Origin of the sequence: Streptomyces iakyrus (genome assembly GCF_000717055.1) — a bacterium.
Lineage (GTDB): Bacteria > Actinomycetota > Actinomycetes > Streptomycetales > Streptomycetaceae > Streptomyces > Streptomyces iakyrus.
The window spans coordinates 27,583-43,084 of record NZ_JNXI01000012.1; the positions used below are offsets into that span (position 1 = coordinate 27,583).

General features: G+C 74.1%; 13 protein-coding genes, 5 tRNA genes and 1 pseudogene. 12 read left to right on the forward strand and 7 right to left on the reverse strand.

Features of this window, described 5'->3' with window-relative positions:
- Positions 1–155 precede the first annotated feature (155 nt).
- The 4 genes and pseudogenes from cobT to OO68_RS44140 form a co-directional block, all read left to right on the forward strand.
- Positions 156–4,196: a nicotinate-nucleotide--dimethylbenzimidazole phosphoribosyltransferase gene (gene cobT, locus OO68_RS19015; protein WP_033309605.1), complete on the forward strand. Its 4,041-nt coding sequence runs from the start codon at positions 156–158 to the stop codon at positions 4,194–4,196.
- Between the two features lie 184 nt (positions 4,197–4,380).
- Positions 4,381–5,622 (forward strand): uroporphyrinogen-III C-methyltransferase, encoded by a 1,242-nt coding sequence (gene cobA, locus OO68_RS19020; protein ID WP_033309606.1) that lies wholly within the window; start codon positions 4,381–4,383, stop codon positions 5,620–5,622.
- Positions 5,623–5,686: 64 nt separating this feature from the next.
- On the forward strand, positions 5,687–6,505 hold the full coding sequence (locus OO68_RS19025; RefSeq protein WP_033309607.1) for a TrmH family RNA methyltransferase: 819 nt from the start codon (positions 5,687–5,689) through the stop codon (positions 6,503–6,505).
- Positions 6,506–6,514: 9 nt separating this feature from the next.
- Positions 6,515–6,793 (forward strand): annotated as a pseudogene (locus OO68_RS44140) (NUDIX domain-containing protein); the annotation flags it as partial.
- Between the two features lie 148 nt (positions 6,794–6,941).
- Here the strand turns inward: OO68_RS44140 and OO68_RS19035 are convergent.
- Positions 6,942–8,399: a serine/threonine-protein kinase gene (locus OO68_RS19035; protein ID WP_033309609.1), complete on the reverse strand. Its 1,458-nt coding sequence runs from the start codon at positions 8,397–8,399 to the stop codon at positions 6,942–6,944.
- A gap of 195 nt (positions 8,400–8,594) precedes the next feature.
- Between OO68_RS19035 and OO68_RS19040 the strand changes: the two genes are divergently transcribed.
- From OO68_RS19040 to OO68_RS19055, 4 genes are all read left to right on the forward strand, one after another.
- Positions 8,595–8,834: a DUF8836 family protein gene (locus OO68_RS19040; protein WP_033309610.1), complete on the forward strand. Its 240-nt coding sequence runs from the start codon at positions 8,595–8,597 to the stop codon at positions 8,832–8,834.
- Between the two features lie 234 nt (positions 8,835–9,068).
- Positions 9,069–9,278, forward strand: coding sequence for a hypothetical protein (locus tag OO68_RS19045; protein ID WP_033309611.1), 210 nt, complete (start codon positions 9,069–9,071; stop codon positions 9,276–9,278).
- A 200-nt stretch (positions 9,279–9,478) separates the two neighbouring features.
- A complete protein-coding gene (locus tag OO68_RS19050) occupies positions 9,479–10,420 on the forward strand; it encodes an aminoglycoside phosphotransferase family protein (RefSeq protein WP_033309612.1) in 942 nt (313 codons plus the stop codon).
- A 79-nt stretch (positions 10,421–10,499) separates the two neighbouring features.
- Entirely contained in the window at positions 10,500–10,790 is a 291-nt protein-coding gene (locus tag OO68_RS19055) for a TFIIB-type zinc ribbon-containing protein (RefSeq protein WP_078625368.1), read from the forward strand.
- Between the two features lie 53 nt (positions 10,791–10,843).
- Here the strand turns inward: OO68_RS19055 and OO68_RS19060 are convergent.
- The 5 genes from OO68_RS19060 to OO68_RS19080 form a co-directional block, all read right to left on the reverse strand.
- A tRNA-Val gene (locus OO68_RS19060) sits at positions 10,844–10,915 on the reverse strand.
- Positions 10,916–10,958: 43 nt separating this feature from the next.
- Positions 10,959–11,030: transfer RNA gene (locus tag OO68_RS19065), tRNA-Val, on the reverse strand.
- Between the two features lie 22 nt (positions 11,031–11,052).
- A tRNA-Val gene (locus OO68_RS19070) sits at positions 11,053–11,124 on the reverse strand.
- A gap of 1 nt (position 11,125) precedes the next feature.
- Positions 11,126–11,199 (reverse strand) — tRNA-Cys (locus tag OO68_RS19075).
- Positions 11,200–11,236: 37 nt separating this feature from the next.
- A tRNA-Gly gene (locus tag OO68_RS19080) sits at positions 11,237–11,309 on the reverse strand.
- A gap of 178 nt (positions 11,310–11,487) precedes the next feature.
- Here OO68_RS19080 and OO68_RS19085 point away from each other — a divergent pair.
- From OO68_RS19085 to OO68_RS19095, 3 genes are read left to right on the forward strand one after another with little or no spacing between them, the layout of a single operon-like run.
- Positions 11,488–12,531, forward strand: a complete 1,044-nt coding sequence (locus OO68_RS19085) for a chorismate-binding protein (protein WP_033309613.1) — start codon at positions 11,488–11,490, stop codon at positions 12,529–12,531.
- Positions 12,528–13,349, forward strand: a complete 822-nt coding sequence (locus tag OO68_RS19090; RefSeq protein WP_033309614.1) for an aminotransferase class IV — start codon at positions 12,528–12,530, stop codon at positions 13,347–13,349. Before OO68_RS19085 ends, OO68_RS19090 begins: the two co-directional genes overlap by 4 nt.
- A 54-nt stretch (positions 13,350–13,403) precedes the next feature.
- The gene (locus OO68_RS19095; protein ID WP_033309615.1) at positions 13,404–14,228 is read left to right on the forward strand and encodes a GNAT family N-acetyltransferase; all 825 of its coding nucleotides are present in this window, start codon (positions 13,404–13,406) and stop codon (positions 14,226–14,228) included.
- Positions 14,229–14,260: 32 nt separating this feature from the next.
- Here the strand turns inward: OO68_RS19095 and OO68_RS19100 are convergent, their stop codons facing one another.
- Complete coding sequence (locus OO68_RS19100; protein WP_033309616.1) at positions 14,261–14,785, reverse strand: DsbA family protein; 525 nt, start codon at positions 14,783–14,785, stop codon at positions 14,261–14,263.
- 176 nt (positions 14,786–14,961) lie between these two features.
- On the opposite strand from OO68_RS19100, the gene OO68_RS19105 reads away from it, so the two are divergent.
- Positions 14,962–15,399 (forward strand): hypothetical protein, encoded by a 438-nt coding sequence (locus OO68_RS19105; RefSeq protein WP_033309617.1) that lies wholly within the window; start codon positions 14,962–14,964, stop codon positions 15,397–15,399.
- Positions 15,400–15,502 lie beyond the last annotated feature (103 nt).

Here is a 15,502-nt window from a genome sequence, read left to right on the forward strand (position 1 = left end):
GGCCGCAACAATGCCAGTGAATGGCTTTGTCGCCTTTTCGGGGCGGACCGTTCGTGCCGCTGGGGACGCACGCTCGTTCTTCACTGCGGGGCGGTCGGTGCGCCGTTCCGGGCGAGCAGGTCGTAGGAGCACTAACCGATGGGCGAGGGGTACGCATGACCGACACCGGCCAGGTCCCGGGCGAGGGGCTGCCGGAGAGTGCAGGCACGGTGGAGCAGCCGGGCGCCCCCGCGCCCGGTGCGTACACCTACCTCTCCGAGACCACCGCCGAGGCCGAGGACGAAGACCTGCTGTTGTTGCCGGGCGCCCAGGGCGCCTGGGGCAACGAGGTCCCTCCGCCCGCGCCGGAGCCGGTTCTGGAGGCCGTGCACCAGCCGGGCCCGCACGAGATCTCCGGCCGCGACAGCGGCTCGGTCGACCTCGGCGGCGTGCGTCTGCCCGACCCGCCGCCGATCCCGCCCGTCACGCCGCGCCGGCCCCTGCACCTCGGCCCGCCGCTGCCCGACAGCTCTGCCAGCCCGGTCCGCTCCCTCGCCGACCGCGGTCCGGCGGACGCGCCCGTGCGCCAGCCGGCGCCGGCCGCCGCGGGCCCCGAGTACCTCGACGGCCCCCGGCCTGCCGAGATGCCCACGCAGCCCGCCGCCCCCTGGGGCGTACCGGCCACGCCCCCGGCCCCGGTGAGCGCCGGGGCGGCGCCTGCGGAAACGGTTATTCCGGTAGCGGAGCCGACGGCGGAAGTGCCGACGGCGGAACCCGCGGGCCCGGCCCAGGCGGTCGCGACCAGCGTGATGGCGGAAACCAGCCACACGACACCTCCGGCACCGGCAGCGGCACCGGCCGAGGCCGCGCAGGCCCCCGCGGGTGACCCCGTCGCTCCGGGCGCCGGGCCGGTCGAGGATCAGGTAGCCGCGGCCGGGGCCGGTCAGACGGCCGAGCCCGGCCCCGCGGGTGCGGACGCCGGCCCGGACGGAGCCCAAGTGGCCGCCGCGGAGCAGGTCATGCCCGTACAGGCGGCTGTCCCGGTGGATCCGGGCGTGGACGCGGTGGAGGACCGAGTGGCCGCCGCCCAGCCCGGGACCGTGGCCGCCCCGGCGGCAGTTGTGCCGGGCGCCCCGGAACCCGGGCCCGCCGCGGACGGCGCTGCCCAGGGCGCTGAGCCTGCCGGTGCCTCTCCCGAGCTCCCCGTGCCGGACGCCGTCGGCGACCAGGCCCCGGTGGCGGTCGCCGAGCAGGCTGCCGCCGCGCCCGCGCCCGCTCCTGCTCCGGAGGCCGGTCAGGTCCCCGAAGCGGTCCCCTTCCCCGAGGCGGCCGCCGCCCCGGAGTCCGCCGTCGTCGCCCAGCCCGCGGCCGCCGGTGGAGAGGCCCCCGCCCAGGTGCCGGACGCCGCCGCTCACGCACCCGACGTTGCGGCCCCGGAGGCCGTTGCGCAGGAGCCGGCAGCGGCCGTCGCCCCCGAGGCCGCCGCACCGGGCCCCGACACGGCTGCGGCCGAGACCGTCGCGCCGGAGCCGGAGGTCACCGCCGAAGAGGCTGCGCCCCAGCCCCCTGCGGCACCTGACGCCACGTCGGCCGGGGCCGCGCAGGAGCCCGAGGCGACGGCTTCGCACCCCGCCACTCCTGCTCCGGAGGCCCCCGGCCAGGTCACTGCCGCCCCGGCCGCCGAGCCGGTGGCCCAGGAACCGGCCGCTCCGCCGGTCGAACCGGTCGCCCAGGAAGCTGCGGCCGCACCCGCCGAGGCGGTCAGCCCGGAAGCACCCGCGCCCGTTCCACCCGCTGCCCCTGCCCCTGCCCCGGAACCGGCCGCGGAGTCCGTCGCCACCCTCGACCCGGCCCCGGACGCAGAGGCCGTCGTCGCCCCGGCCCCGGCCCCGGCCCTGGACCCCGACCCGGTATCCCAGGCCGCCGCGCCCGCCGATACCGAGGCCGTCCCCGACGCCGCGACGCCGGAGATCACCCCGGAGGTCACGGCACCGGCTCAGCCGTCCCCGGAACCGGCGCCCATCGAAGCCGCCGCACCCGCTCAGGCACCCGAGGCACCCGTGCCCGCCCCCGCCTCCGAAGCGCCGGCCCCGGCCCCCGAACCGGCCGCAGCCGCCCCCGTCGCCGAAGCCGTCGAGCCCGCCCCCGCCCCGCAGGGAGCCGCCCCCGACGCCCCGGCGCCCGGCGAGGATGTCACCGTCGTACTCCCCGCCCCGGCTGCGGAAGAGCAGGCCGGGCAGGTGGCGCAGACCGGACAGGCCGGGCACCCCGTGCAGGGCCCGCAGCGGTCCCAGCCGGCGGAGCCCGAGACGCCGGAGCCCCCCGCACCCGCGGCCACCGTCCCGGCTCCCCGCGACGGCGACGCCGAACTCGCCCAGAACGCCGACGACCTGGACACCCGGGCCGCCGAACAGGACGACATCGCCGACCAGGAACGCCGAGAAGAGAGTGCGGCCGCAGTGGCAGAAGCCCGACAGTCCACCGGCCCCGCGGCCCCCGGCTACGACCCCGCCGAGCGCGAGGCCGTCCTGAAGGTCATGCGCGAACGCCGTGACATCCGTAACGGCTTCCGCAGCGACCCCATCCCGCACGAGGTGCTGCTCCGCGTCCTGGAGGCCGCCCACCACGCGCCCTCCGTCGGCCATTCGCAGCCCTGGGACTTCGTCGTCATCCGCTCCGCCGACACCCGGCGCGCGATGCACGAACTGGCCATGCGCCAGCGCGACGCCTACGCGAAGTCCCTCCCCAAGGGCCGGGCCAAGCAGTTCAAGGAACTGAAGATCGAGGCCATCCTCGACACGCCGGTGAACATCGTGGTCACCGCGGACCCGACCCGCGGCGGGCGGCACACGCTCGGCCGCCACACCCAGCCCCAGATGGCCCCGTACTCGGCTGCCCTGGCCGTGGAGAACCTGTGGCTCGCCGCCCGCGCCGAGGGCCTCGGCGTCGGCTGGGTCAGCTTCTTCGACGAGCGCGAGATGGTCCGCGCCCTCGGCCTGCCCGAGCACCTGGAGATCATCGCCTACCTGTGCGTCGGCTACGTCGACGAGTTCCCGGACGAGCCCGAGCTGTTGCAGGCCGGCTGGTCCAAGCGCCGCCCCTTGTCCTGGGTCGTGCACGAAGAGACATACGGCCGCCGTGCCCTGCCCGGAGAGGAACCCCACGACCTGCTCGCCGAGACCGTCGCGCAGATCCGCCCGCTGGACGCCAAGGCGCTCGGCGAGGCGTGGGAGCGCCAGAAGCGTATGACCAAGCCGGCCGGAGCGCTGGGCATGCTGGAGATCATCTCCGCCCAGCTGTCCGGTCTGTCGCGCCAGTGCCCGCCGCCCATCCCGGAGCCCGCGGCCGTCGCGATCTTCGCCGGCGACCACGGAGTGCACGCCCAGGGCGTCACCCCCTGGCCGCAGGAGGTCACGGCCCAGATGGTGGCCAACTTCCTCGGCGGCGGTGCCGTCTGCAACGCCTTCGCCACCCAGGTCGGTGCCGAGGTCTGCATCGTGGACGTGGGCGTCGCCGCCGACCTCCCGGCCACCCCGGGCCTGCTGCCCCGCAAGATCCGGGCCGGCACGTCCGACATGACGACCGGCCCCTCGATGACCCGTGAGGAGGCCAGGCAGGCCATCGAGGTCGGCATCGAGACCGCCCGCGACCTGGTCGCCGCCGGCAACAAGGCGCTGCTGACCGGCGAGATGGGCATCGCGAACACCACCGCGTCCGCCGCCCTGATCTCCGTCTTCACGGGCGCCGACCCGGCCGAGGTGACGGGCCGGGGCACGGGCATCAATGACGAGACCCTCGCCCGCAAGACCGAGGTCGTGCGCCGTGCGCTGGAGCTCCACCAGCCGGACCCGGCCGACCCGATCGGCGTGCTCGCCGCGATCGGCGGTTTCGAGCACGCCGCCATCGTCGGCCTCCTCCTCGGCGGTGCCTCCCTGCGGACGCCGGTGATCCTGGACGGCGTCAGCGCCGGAGCCGCCGCGCTGGTCGCCCGCGCGATCGCCCCCGAGGTGCTGGCCGCGTGCATCGCGGGCCACCGCAGCGCCGAGCCGGGCCACGTCGCCGCCCTCAACAAGCTGGGCCTGCGTCCCCTGGTCGACCTCGACCTCCGCCTCGGCGAGGGCACGGGCGCCCTGCTCGCCCTCCCGCTGGTCCAGAGCACGGCCAGGGCCATGCACGAGGTGGCGACGTTCGATTCGGCGGGAGTCACCGAGAAGTAGGGCTCCCGCAGCCGACGTGATGCCGTGGGCGGCCGTTCCCGCACGACGGAACGCCCGCCCACGGCCACGCCCCGGCATACGGGCGGGGTGACCAGCCACTGGACCACCCGCGCCGCCCTCCCTCCTGCCCACTAAAATCCGCACGTCAGGGCATCGAACACCGCCGCAACAGGAGCCGCACCTCATGGCCGAACATCCCGCCTACCCCGTAGGCCTCCGCCTCACCGGCCGTCGCGTGGTCGTCCTCGGCGGCGGCCAGGTCGCCCAGCGCCGCCTGCCGGCGCTGATCGCGGCGGGCGCGGACGTCCTCCTGGTGTCCCCCGAAGCCACGCCCTCGGTCGAGGCCATGGCGGACGCCGGCGAGATCACCTGGCACCGGCGCCCGTACGCGGAGGGCGACCTCGCGGACGCCTGGTACGCCCTCATCGCCACCAGCGACCCCGACGCCAACACCGCCGCCTCCGCCGAGGCCGAGCGCCACCGCGTCTGGTGCGTCCGCTCCGACGACGCCGACCAGGCCACCGCCTGGACCCCGGCCACCGGTCACAGCGAGGGCGTCACGGTCGCCGTCCTCACCACCGACGCCAAGGGACGCGACCCCCGCCACACCGCCGCCATCCGCGACGCCGTCGTCGAGGGCCTGCGCGACGGCACGCTCGTCGCCCCGCACCACCGCACCCGCACCCCCGGCGTCGCCCTGGTCGGCGGCGGACCCGGCGACCCTGACCTGATCACCGTGCGCGGCCGCCGTCTGCTCGCCGAGGCCGACGTGGTCATCACCGACCACCTCGGCCCGCGCGACCTGCTCGCCGAGCTGTCCCCGGGCGTCGAGGTGATCGACGCGGCGAAGCTGCCCTTCGGCAGGTTCATGGCCCAGGAAGCCATCAACGACGCCCTGATCGAGCACGCCCGCAAGGGCAAGTCGGTCGTCCGTCTCAAGGGCGGCGACCCCTTCGTCTACGGGCGCGGCATGGAGGAGGTCCAGGCCCTGGCCGAGGCGGGCATCCCGTGCACGGTCGTGCCCGGGATCTCCAGCTCCATCTCGGTCCCGGGCGCCGCCGGCATCCCGGTGACCCACCGGGGCGTCGCCCACGAGTTCACCGTGGTCAGCGGCCACATCGCCCCCGACGACGAGCGCTCCCTGGTCGACTGGCCGTCCCTGGCCAAGCTGACCGGCACGCTGGTGATCCTCATGGGCGTCAGCACGATCGGCAAGGTCGCCGAGACGCTCATCGCCCACGGCAAGTCCCCGGACGCACCCGTCGCCCTGGTCCAGGAAGGCACGACGGCCGGTCAGCGCCGCGTCGACGCCACACTGGCGACGGTCGCCGAGACCGTGCGGACAGCTGAGGTGAAGCCCCCGGCGGTCATCGTCATCGGCGAGGTCGTGACGGTCGGCCCCACGGCTCCCGCACCCCAGAAGTAACCCCGGGTAACACAACCCGTACCGAGCCGTTGGCACCGCACCCAGGACAAGGCAGTATCACCCTGTGGCCGATCTCATCACCGTCGAGGATCCCGACGACCCGCGTCTGCGCGACTACACCGGCCTGACCGACGTGGAGCTGCGCCGCAAGCGCGAACCCGCCGAGGGCCTGTTCATCGCCGAGGGCGAGAAGGTCATCAGAAGGGCCAAGGAAGCCGGCTACGAGATGCGGTCCATGCTGCTCTCGGCCAAGTGGGTCGACGTCATGCGCGACGTCATCGACGAACTCCCCGCCCCGGTCTACGCCGTCAGCCCGGAGCTCGCCGAGCAGGTCACCGGCTACCACGTGCACCGCGGCGCGCTCGCCTCCATGCAGCGCAAGCCCCTGCCCACCGCCGCCGACCTCCTCCGGACCGCCCGCCGGGTCGTCATCATGGAGTCGGTCAACGATCACACCAACATCGGCGCCATCTTCCGCTCGGCCGCCGCCCTCGGCATGGACGCCGTCCTGCTCTCGCCGGACTGCGCCGACCCCCTCTACCGCCGCAGCGTGAAGGTGTCCATGGGCGCGGTCTTCTCCGTCCCGTACGCCCGCCTGGACACCTGGCCCAAGGGCCTGGAATCGGTCCGCGAGGCGGGCTTCACCCTCCTCGCCCTCACTCCCGACGAGAAGGCCCGGCCCCTCGACGAGGCCGCCCCGCACACCATGGACCGCGTCGCCCTCATGCTCGGCGCGGAGGGCGACGGCCTGTCCACCCAGGCCCTGGTCGCCGCCGACGAATGGGTCCGCATCCCCATGTCCCACGGCGTCGACTCCCTCAACGTCGGCGCGGCCGCGGCCGTCGCCTTCTACGCCGTGGCCACCGGCCGGCCCCAGGTCTAGGGGCGGGCCATGGACCAGCGGGAGGCCGTCGTGGCCGTACTCCTGCGCGGTGAGCGCCTGCTCGCGATCCGGCGCGGCCCCGGGGTCGCCCGCCCCGGGTACTGGCAGCCGCTCAGCGGCAAGGTCGAGCCGGGCGAGACCCAGGAGCAGGCGGTCGTCCGGGAGGTGCGCGAGGAGGTCGGCCTCACCGTCGTGCCGGAGGCGAAGGTCTGGGAGTCGGAGACCGACGACCACCGCTTCCGGCTCCACTGGTGGACCGCCCGCGCCGACACGGGCGAGGTGGTCCCCGACCCGCACGAGGTCGCCGAGACCCGCTGGGTCCCCCCCGCGGCAGTTCCTGGCCCTGGACCCGGTCTTCGCCGGCGACCGCGAGTTCTTCGAGCGGATCCTGCCGGAGCTCTGACGCCCCGCCGGCCGGCGGGCCGTCGTCACAGGGCTAGAAGTCCCGAAGATGGTCGTAGTGCTGGACGCGCTCCTGCCGTGCCCCGCCCCCGTCCCCGCCGAGCCCCCGCGCCGGACCCTGGCAGCCCTGCACCAGCGCGATACCGACCGCCACCAGCAGCGTCACGACGACGAACACGAACAGCCGCTGCCGCAGCAACCGGGGATTGGCGGGCCGCAGCCCGGTCCCCGTGCTCCGGGATGCGGGACGCCCGGTGCCGCTGTGCGGGCCGGTGCGGCTGCCGCTGCCCGACCGCGTCCCGTTGCGCCCGGTGGGCGTCGGCCGCGCCCCGGACCGCGACGGGGTGCCGCCGCGCGGGGCACCGGGGCCGCGCACCGGAGTCCTGCCGCGGCTTCCGCCCCCCGTCGACCGGTTGCCGCTCCCGCCCGGCCGGGCTCCGCCGCGGGCACCGGTCCCGTTCGGGGAGGCCGGGCCGTCCGGCGAGGGATGGCGGTCCCGGGAGGGAGCCGACCCGCGTGGCGGGGGAGTGCCCCGGCCCCGCTGCGCCCCGGACGTCCCGGCACCCTGCTGCCCCTGCGGACGCCGGGTGCGCTCGGGGTAGGTGTCGGCGAGCCGCTCGGCCTCGGCGCCGCGGGGCGCGGGCGGCCGGACCCCGGCGAGGTCCTGGGACTCCCGGGCCGCGATCTCCTTGAGCCGCAGCGACAGTTGGAGCGTGCTGGGCCGCTCCTCGGGGTCCTTCGCCAGGCACGCCCGGACGAGCGGGGCCAGCGCGTCGGGCACGCCGTGCAGCTGCGGCTCCTCGTGCACCACGCGGTACAGCATCACCTCGGAACTGCCGTGCCCGAAGGGCGAGTCGCCCATGGAGGAGTACGCGAGCGTGGCACCGAGCGAGAACACGTCCGTAGCCGGTGTGACGGCGGCCCCGCGCACCTGCTCCGGCGCGAGGAAGCCGGGGGAGCCGACCGCCGTGCCGACGTGGGTGAGCGTCGAGGCGCCGGTCGCCCAGGCGATGCCGAAGTCGATGATCCGCGGCCCCTTCGGGGACAGCAGGATGTTGGACGGCTTCAGGTCCCGGTGCACCACCCCGGCCTCGTGCACCGCGACCAGGCCCTCCGACAGGGCGGCACCGACGGCCGCGACGTCGGCCGCGCCCAGCGGGCCCTCGGCCGCGACCTTGTCGTGCAGGGAGGGACCGGGCACGTACTGGGTGGCGAACCAGGGCCGGTCCGCGTCGAGGTCGGCGGCCACCAGCCGGGCCGTGCAGCCGCCGCGGATCCGCCGCGCCGCCGACACCTCACGGGCGAACCGCGAGCGGAACTCCTGATCCTCCGCCAGGTCGGGGCGGATGACCTTGAGCGCGACCCGCTGCCCCTTCTTGTCGGAGCCCAGGTAGACCACGCCCATCCCGCCCGCGCCGAGCCGTCTGTGAAGCTTGAACGAGCCGACGACGCGCGGGTCCTCGCGCCTCAGGCGCATCATCGCCATGTTCATCCCCGCTGCCCGGTCCTGTGACGAGCCACAGCTTACGTTTCCACGGCCGCCCGCGCGCAGAGGCCGCGCCCTCTCAGCGTGATGGATTGTCAGTGGTGGGTGGGAGACTTGAAAGGTGGTCAGGGAGGGCGCGAAGAGGCGGACTTCGCGTGGTGAGTGATCCCAACCACCCGTCGCAGAAGGGGGATTGGTCCTGTGAAGGGTGATCGTGTGGAGATAGTCGTGGACGCGGGGGACACGACGCGCGCCTACGAGGTCGTGGCGAGCAGGGCGGGCCGCAGGGTCGAGACGGCGGTCCGCCGAGGTGTCGTGGAAGTGAGCGAAGTCACCCGTAGCGGCACAGTCGTGCGTACCGCCCGCTTCATGGCGAATCGGGTGCTGGCCCTGGTGGAACAGCCGGTTCCACGGGAGGAGAGCTCGGACAAAGACGGGTGAACCGGTCGCCCCGTCGGGGAAGACCCTGAGACCCGCGTCCCCGTCTCCACCCAGGGGAGTACATCGCAGGTGGCGGCTCATCCTCCGGGAGGCCCGGCAATCGGTACGAGGGCATGACGCCGGAAGAGGGCCGGACACCTAGATTTGAGGTCAAGCGGCGGGTGCAGCACTCGTCCCCCGAGGTCAGACGCCCGCCGCTGCCAACGACAACCGATACAGGTCAGGAGAGGGGCCATGGCCCAGACGGCTCCGCGGACGCTGCTCCGCGAGGAGGGACGCAAGGTGTACGCCGCCGCGTTCCGACCCCGCCGCCAGGGCCGTCGCCACCCGCTGGTGGCGACCCTGATGGCCCTTCCCCTGGCGGTCCTGCTCCTCCTCGTCTTCGACGGGTGGGAGACAGTGGCCACACAGGCGTCGTCCGTGGGCGAGATGCTGGGGCGCTGAGCGGCGACCCCAGGCCCGGAAGAGCGGTCCGGGCGGGGACATCCCGACCATGAAACCCCGTGGGGACGGGGGTACGGCGGACGGCACAAAATGCCGGCGCAGCTGGGGAGCTGCGCCGGCATTGCTTTGCCCTCGGCGCTGAGCACCCGCAACGGACACGCCCCCTCCAACCGGGTCCCGTCTGCGCGTACTCTCACCCGGTGAACTCCGCCCCCGGTCCGCTCCTGGCCGGCCTCACCGCCCGGGCCCGAGCCGCCGCCCACGCCCGCGCACCGGCCTGCCCCTGCGGCGCGGCCACGCTCGCGGACCGCCCGGACGGCACCGTCGTACGCCATGCGGACACCGTCGCGAAGGCCCACCCCCTGGATGCGACCCCCGCCGAGCTCACGAGCCGCCTCACTCTGGCCGCCCGCCACCCCGGCATCCTCCTGCCCCCACTGGATCCCACCCCGGTCGACCTGCACGGCCGCCTGGTGACGTTCTGGCCGTACGGCACCCCCGTGGATCCCGACGCCCCGGACGCCGCACCCTGGGAAGCCGCCGCCGTACTCCTCGCCCGCCTGCACCGCAGCCCGGCTCCCAAGGACCTACCCGTCATGCGCGGCCCCGCCAAGGCGGCCCGGGCCGTCGCCCGGCTCCGCGCGGCCGGCCCGCACCCGGCGGTCGCATCCGTCCTGCGCGCCTGGGCCAGCCTCCCGCCCTGGGCCCGGGCCGAGGCCCCGATGCCGCACACCGGCACCCTCTGCCACGGCGACCTCCACCTCGGCCAGCTCGTACGGCACCCCTCCGACGACGGGCCCTGGCTGCTGATAGACGTGGACGACCTCGGCGTCGGCGTCCCCGCCTGGGACCTCGCCCGCCCCGCCGCCTGGTACGCCTGTGGTCTGCTCCCGCCCGGCGCGTGGACCCGGTTCCTCACCGCCTACCGGGAGGCTGGGGGCCCGGCCGTCCCGGCCGAGGGCGACCCCTGGCCCGCCCTCGACGTCCCCGCGCGTGCCCTCACCGCGCAGACCGCGGCCCGGGCCGTCGCCAAGGCGGTCGCGGCCGGCCGCCCGCTGGACGAGGTGGAGCAGTCGGTCGTGGACGCCTGTGACCGAATGGCTACCGTCCCGCCCCAGTTGGTGCAGGAGCACGCGAAGTAGGGTGCAACCGAGCACAGCGGGACAGAGTCTGTCCTGGCGAGATGTGAAGCAGGACCGACCGGCGAGGAGTTGACCGACCATGCAGTGTCCGAAGTGCCGTGCGCCGATGCACACGTACAACCGCAACGGTGTCCAGATCGAGCAGTGCAGCGGGTGCCGCGGGATCTTTCTCGACTACGGCGAGCTGGAGTCGCTGACCCGACTGGAGGCCCAGTGGTCCCAGGCCGCCCCGCCGCCACCGCCCGCCCCGCAGGCCTACCCCGCCCCTCCGGCCCCCGCCTGGGGTGCCCCGCACGGTGGCCACGGCCATCACGGCCACCACGGTCACCACCGCCACAAGAGCTTCGGCCACATGCTGTTCTCGTCCTGAGCCGTGACATCGCAGAAGCCCCCGGCCGCGAACGGCCGGGGGCTTCTCGTGTGTGGACGATACTGGGATTGAACCAGTGACCTCTTCCGTGTCAGGGAAGCGCTCTCCCGCTGAGCTAATCGTCCTCGGGACCATGACCACCGACTGTGGCGGATCATGGGCACTGCGTGCGCGATACTGGGATTGAACCAGTGACCTCTTCCGTGTCAGGGAAGCGCTCTCCCGCTGAGCTAATCGCGCGGGACGGATCCAGAAGATCCAGTGGACGATACTGGGATTGAACCAGTGACCTCTTCCGTGTCAGGGAAGCGCTCTCCCGCTGAGCTAATCGTCCTTGGAGGTGGAGACGGGATTTGAACCCGTGTAGACGGCTTTGCAGGCCGTTGCCTCGCCTCTCGGCCACTCCACCAGGAGTGTAGGGGGCCGGGAAGTCCCCTCTTCCTTCGAGCGGACGACGAGGTTCGAACTCGCGACCTCAACCTTGGCAAGGTTGCGCTCTACCAACTGAGCTACGTCCGCCTGTCGTTTCGGTCCGCCCTCGCGGCCCGGCGACGTGTTGAACTCTAGCGGATTCCCGGGCCAGTACAAAAACGCGTTTGTGCAGCGTGCTGCGCCTGCCCTGCTCAAGGACGTCACAGGACCGCCTGACCGGGCATCCCCCGGTCACCCGCGGGGCCCCCGCCATAGACTCGACTGCGTGCTCGACCTCCCTCCTCTCGCCCGCTTCGGCGACCGCGTCGCCACCGGGCTCCTCGACGTCACCGACGATCCCGAGGCCCTGGAGTCCAGCGGCTTCTGGGCCGTCTGTGCCGACTTCGAGGGCCGTCTGACCTGCGCCCGCTTCGCGGAGGTCCGGACGGCGGACGTGCCGGCTCCCGTGCCCGGCGCATGGCGCGGGCCGGCCGCCGGTGACTGGACGTCCTCGCTCGACCGCGCCGCGTACACGGCCGCCGTACGCAGGATCCGCGACCACATCGCGGCCGGTGAGGTCTACCAGGCGAACCTGTGCCGGGTGCTGTCCGCGCCCGTCGCACCCGGCGCCGACGTGGACGCCCTCACCGCACTGCTGGCCCGCGGCAACCCCGCGCCCTATGCAGGAACGATCCGCCTGCCCGGTCACGGCGTCGAGATCGCCACGGCCTCCCCCGAACTGTTCCTGCGGCGCGACGGCCGGGTCGTCGCGTCCGGGCCGATCAAGGGCACCGGCCGTACCGAGGCGGACCTGCTGGAGAAGGACTTCGCCGAGAACGTGATGATCGTGGACCTCGTTCGCAACGACATCGGCCGGGTGTGCGCCACGGGCAGCGTGACGGTGCCCGACCTGTGTGCCGTCGAGAAGCACCCCGGGCTGGTCCACCTCGTCTCGACGGTCCGCGGCGAGCTGGCGGACGGGGCCGGCTGGGCCGAGCTGCTCGGCGCGGCCTTCCCGCCCGGCTCGGTCACGGGCGCGCCCAAGTCCAGTGCCCTGCGAATCATCGACGCCTTGGAGACGGCGCCCCGGGGGCCGTACTGCGGCGGGATCGGCTGGGTCGACGCCGACCGGGGCACCGGAGAGCTGGCCGTCGGCATCCGCACCTTCTGGATCGACCGGGCGGACGGAGTGCTGCGCTTCGGCACCGGCGCCGGCATCACCTGGGGCTCCGACCCAGAGGGGGAGTGGCGGGAGACAGAGCTCAAGGCGGCCCGGCTGCTCGGGATAGCGTCGGGAACGTACGAGGCGAGTGGAGAGGACCTGACGTGAAGATCTGGCTCGACGGCGGGCTGCAGGACACCGAGTCCGCCCGCGTCTCCGTCTTCGACCACGGGCTGACCGTGGGCGACGGCATCTTCGAGACGGTCAAGGCCGTGCACGGCCGGCCGTTCGCGCTCACCCGGCACCTCGACCGGCTGACCCGCTCCGCGCGCGGCCTCGGCCTGCCGGACCCGGACCACGACGAGGTGCGCCGCGCCTGCGCCGCCGTCCTCGGCGCCAACCCCGTGCCTCTCGGCCGCCTCCGCATCACCTACACCGGCGGCCACGGCCCCCTCGGATCCGACCGCGGTGAGCACGGCCCGACCCTCGTCGTCGCCCTCGGCGAGTCGGCCCGCCGCCCCGACTCCACCGCCGTGATCACGGTCCCCTGGACCCGCAACGAGCGCGGCGCGCTCACCGGCCTCAAGACCACCTCGTACGCCGAGAACGTCGTCGCTCTCGCCCGGGCCCGTGAACAGGGCGCGACCGAGGCCCTGTTCGGCAACACGGTGGGACAGCTGTGCGAGGGCACCGGCTCGAACGTCTTCGTCGTCCTCGACGGCGAAATCCACACCCCGCCGCTCGCCTCCGGCTGCCTCGCGGGCATCACGCGTGCGCTCGCGGCCGAATGGACCGGCGCCAGGGAGACCGACCTGCCGCTCGACGTCCTGGAGCGGGCCGACGAGGTCTTCCTGACGTCCACCCTGCGGGACGTGCAGGCGGTGCACCGCGTCGACGGCCGCGAGCTGCCCGGCGCGCCGGGCCCGGTGACCGCCAAGGCCATGCGGATCTTCGAGGAGCGCTCGGGGCACGACCTCGACCCCTGACAGCCCCGGCAAAATCGGCTGACCGAAACCGCGGTTGCGGGTAGAACACCCCTGATGACCACGACCCTGCGGCCGACCGAGCCGCTTCAGCAGAACGCCGACGGGACGCGCTCACGCCGCTACCAGGTCTGTGTCAACAGCCGTCCCGTGGGGGCGATACACCTCGACACGCATCCCGTCTTCGGCACCGCGGTGGCCCGGATCACGAAGCTGCGCATCGACGAGGCCGACCGCAGGCGGGGCCGGGGCACGGTCGCCGCGCTCGCCGCCGAGGAGGTGGCGCGCGGCTGGGGGTGCCGCCGCATCGAGGCGGTCGTCCCCGCCGCGTCCGAGGCCGGACTCCGGCTCGCCACCGCGCTCGGCTACGTCGTCCGCAACCGCGGCATGGAGAAGCAGCTCGGCGACACCCCGCCGGAGCTGCCGGAGGGCAGCCGCGCCCGGCCCATGACCGAGGCGGAGTTCGGCCCCTGGCTGGTGAAGGGCAAGGCGGACTACGCGCGCAGCTGGACCGACCGGGGCGTCCCGGAGGCCGAGGCCCGGGTCAAGTCGGAACGCGACCACGCCACCTTGCTGCCCGAGGGCCTCGCCACCCCGGGCATGCTCATCAGCGTCGTCGAACATCTGGGCACGCCCGTGGGAACGCTGTGGCTCGCGGTGCGCGAGAGCAGCGCCTTCGTCTTCGACGTCGAGACCGACGCCGCCCACCGCGGTGAGGGCCACGGCCGCACCCTGATGCTGCTGGCCGAGGCCCAGACCATCGCCGAGGGCAGGCGGACCCTCGGCCTCAATGTCTTCTCGGGCAACACCCCGGCCGAACGGCTCTACGCCTCACTCGGCTACGAGACCGAGCGGTACGCCCTGTACAAACCGCTGCTGTAGCGGCCCGGGAGCCGACGGCCGGGTGTGGGGGATCAGTGTTCCTGCCCGGCCAGCAGCCGGTCCGCGATCTGCTCGATCCGCTCGCGCAGCCCCTCCTGGCTCTTGCCGCCGTCGAGCCGCTCCCCGCCGATGACGTACGTCGGCGTTCCGGTCACACCGATCGCCTTGCCCTCGGCCTGGTCGGCGTCCACGATCAGGATGTGCCGGCCGTCGATCAGCGCGGTGTCGAACTCCTCAGCGTCCAGGCCAAGTTCGCGGGCCACCCCGACCAGGAAGGGTTCCCCCTTACGGGCCAGCTCCTCGACCCGCCCCAGCAAGGCCTCGGCGTACGGCCACCCCCGGCCCTGCTCCCACGCCTCCTCCGCGGCCTGGGCGGCGGCGAAGGCGTGCTTGTTCTTCTCCAGCGGGAAGTGCCGCAGCCGCAGCTCCAGACGGTCGCCGTAGCGGGCGCGCAGGGCATGGAGATCGTCCAGCGCGGTACGGCAGTCCGGGCACTGGAGGTCGCACCAGACCTCGAGGACGGGGGCGGCGGAACGGTCGGAGGAGGAGTCACTCATGCCGACAGTCTCCCAGCAGCAGCGGCCGGGGGCGCGGCCCGCACGGCACCTGCGGAGGAGGTGACCCCGAGATGTCCCTGATGTCGGGCCGGAACATGGCCCGCCGGGGTGCGGCGGGTGCAGGATGGAGGGGGACGAAGTGCCCCGACCCGACCGCGCCACGCCTGGAGGACCGGATGATTGCCGAGACCGTCTGCTCCGCCGTGTCCGCGGCAGGCCTGGGCATTGCGATCGTCACGGCGTGGCGCAAGCGGTACCTCGCCGCGGTCCGGATCGCGGCCTACTCCCTCGTCCCGATCGGCCTCGTGATGACGGGCGTCGTCGAGTGGCTGGCCGACACCGCGTTCAGCCCGACGGCCTGGGCCGGGTTCGGGGTGCTCGGCCTCGCCTGGGTGCTCTTCATGACCACACGAGCCGTGGAGCGCCGGCGCGGCGGCACCCGCAAGGAGCGCAGGGCGGCGGCCCGCGCCGCCGACCGGCCCGACACGGTGGCTCCAGCCGCCTCGGCGCCTTCCCTGGGCCAGGGCTCCCGCCCGGCGGTGAAGCCCGCGCCGGCGTCCCGCGACGACGACTTCAGCGACATCGAGGCCATCCTCAAGAAGCACGGCATCTGAGAGCGGCCCCGCCCGGGGCCGAATCGTCACAGTGGGTCCGCCGGCGCGCGGAAGTGATCACAACCTGAACCGGACCTCGCGGAATCGGTGCACTCCCGCACGG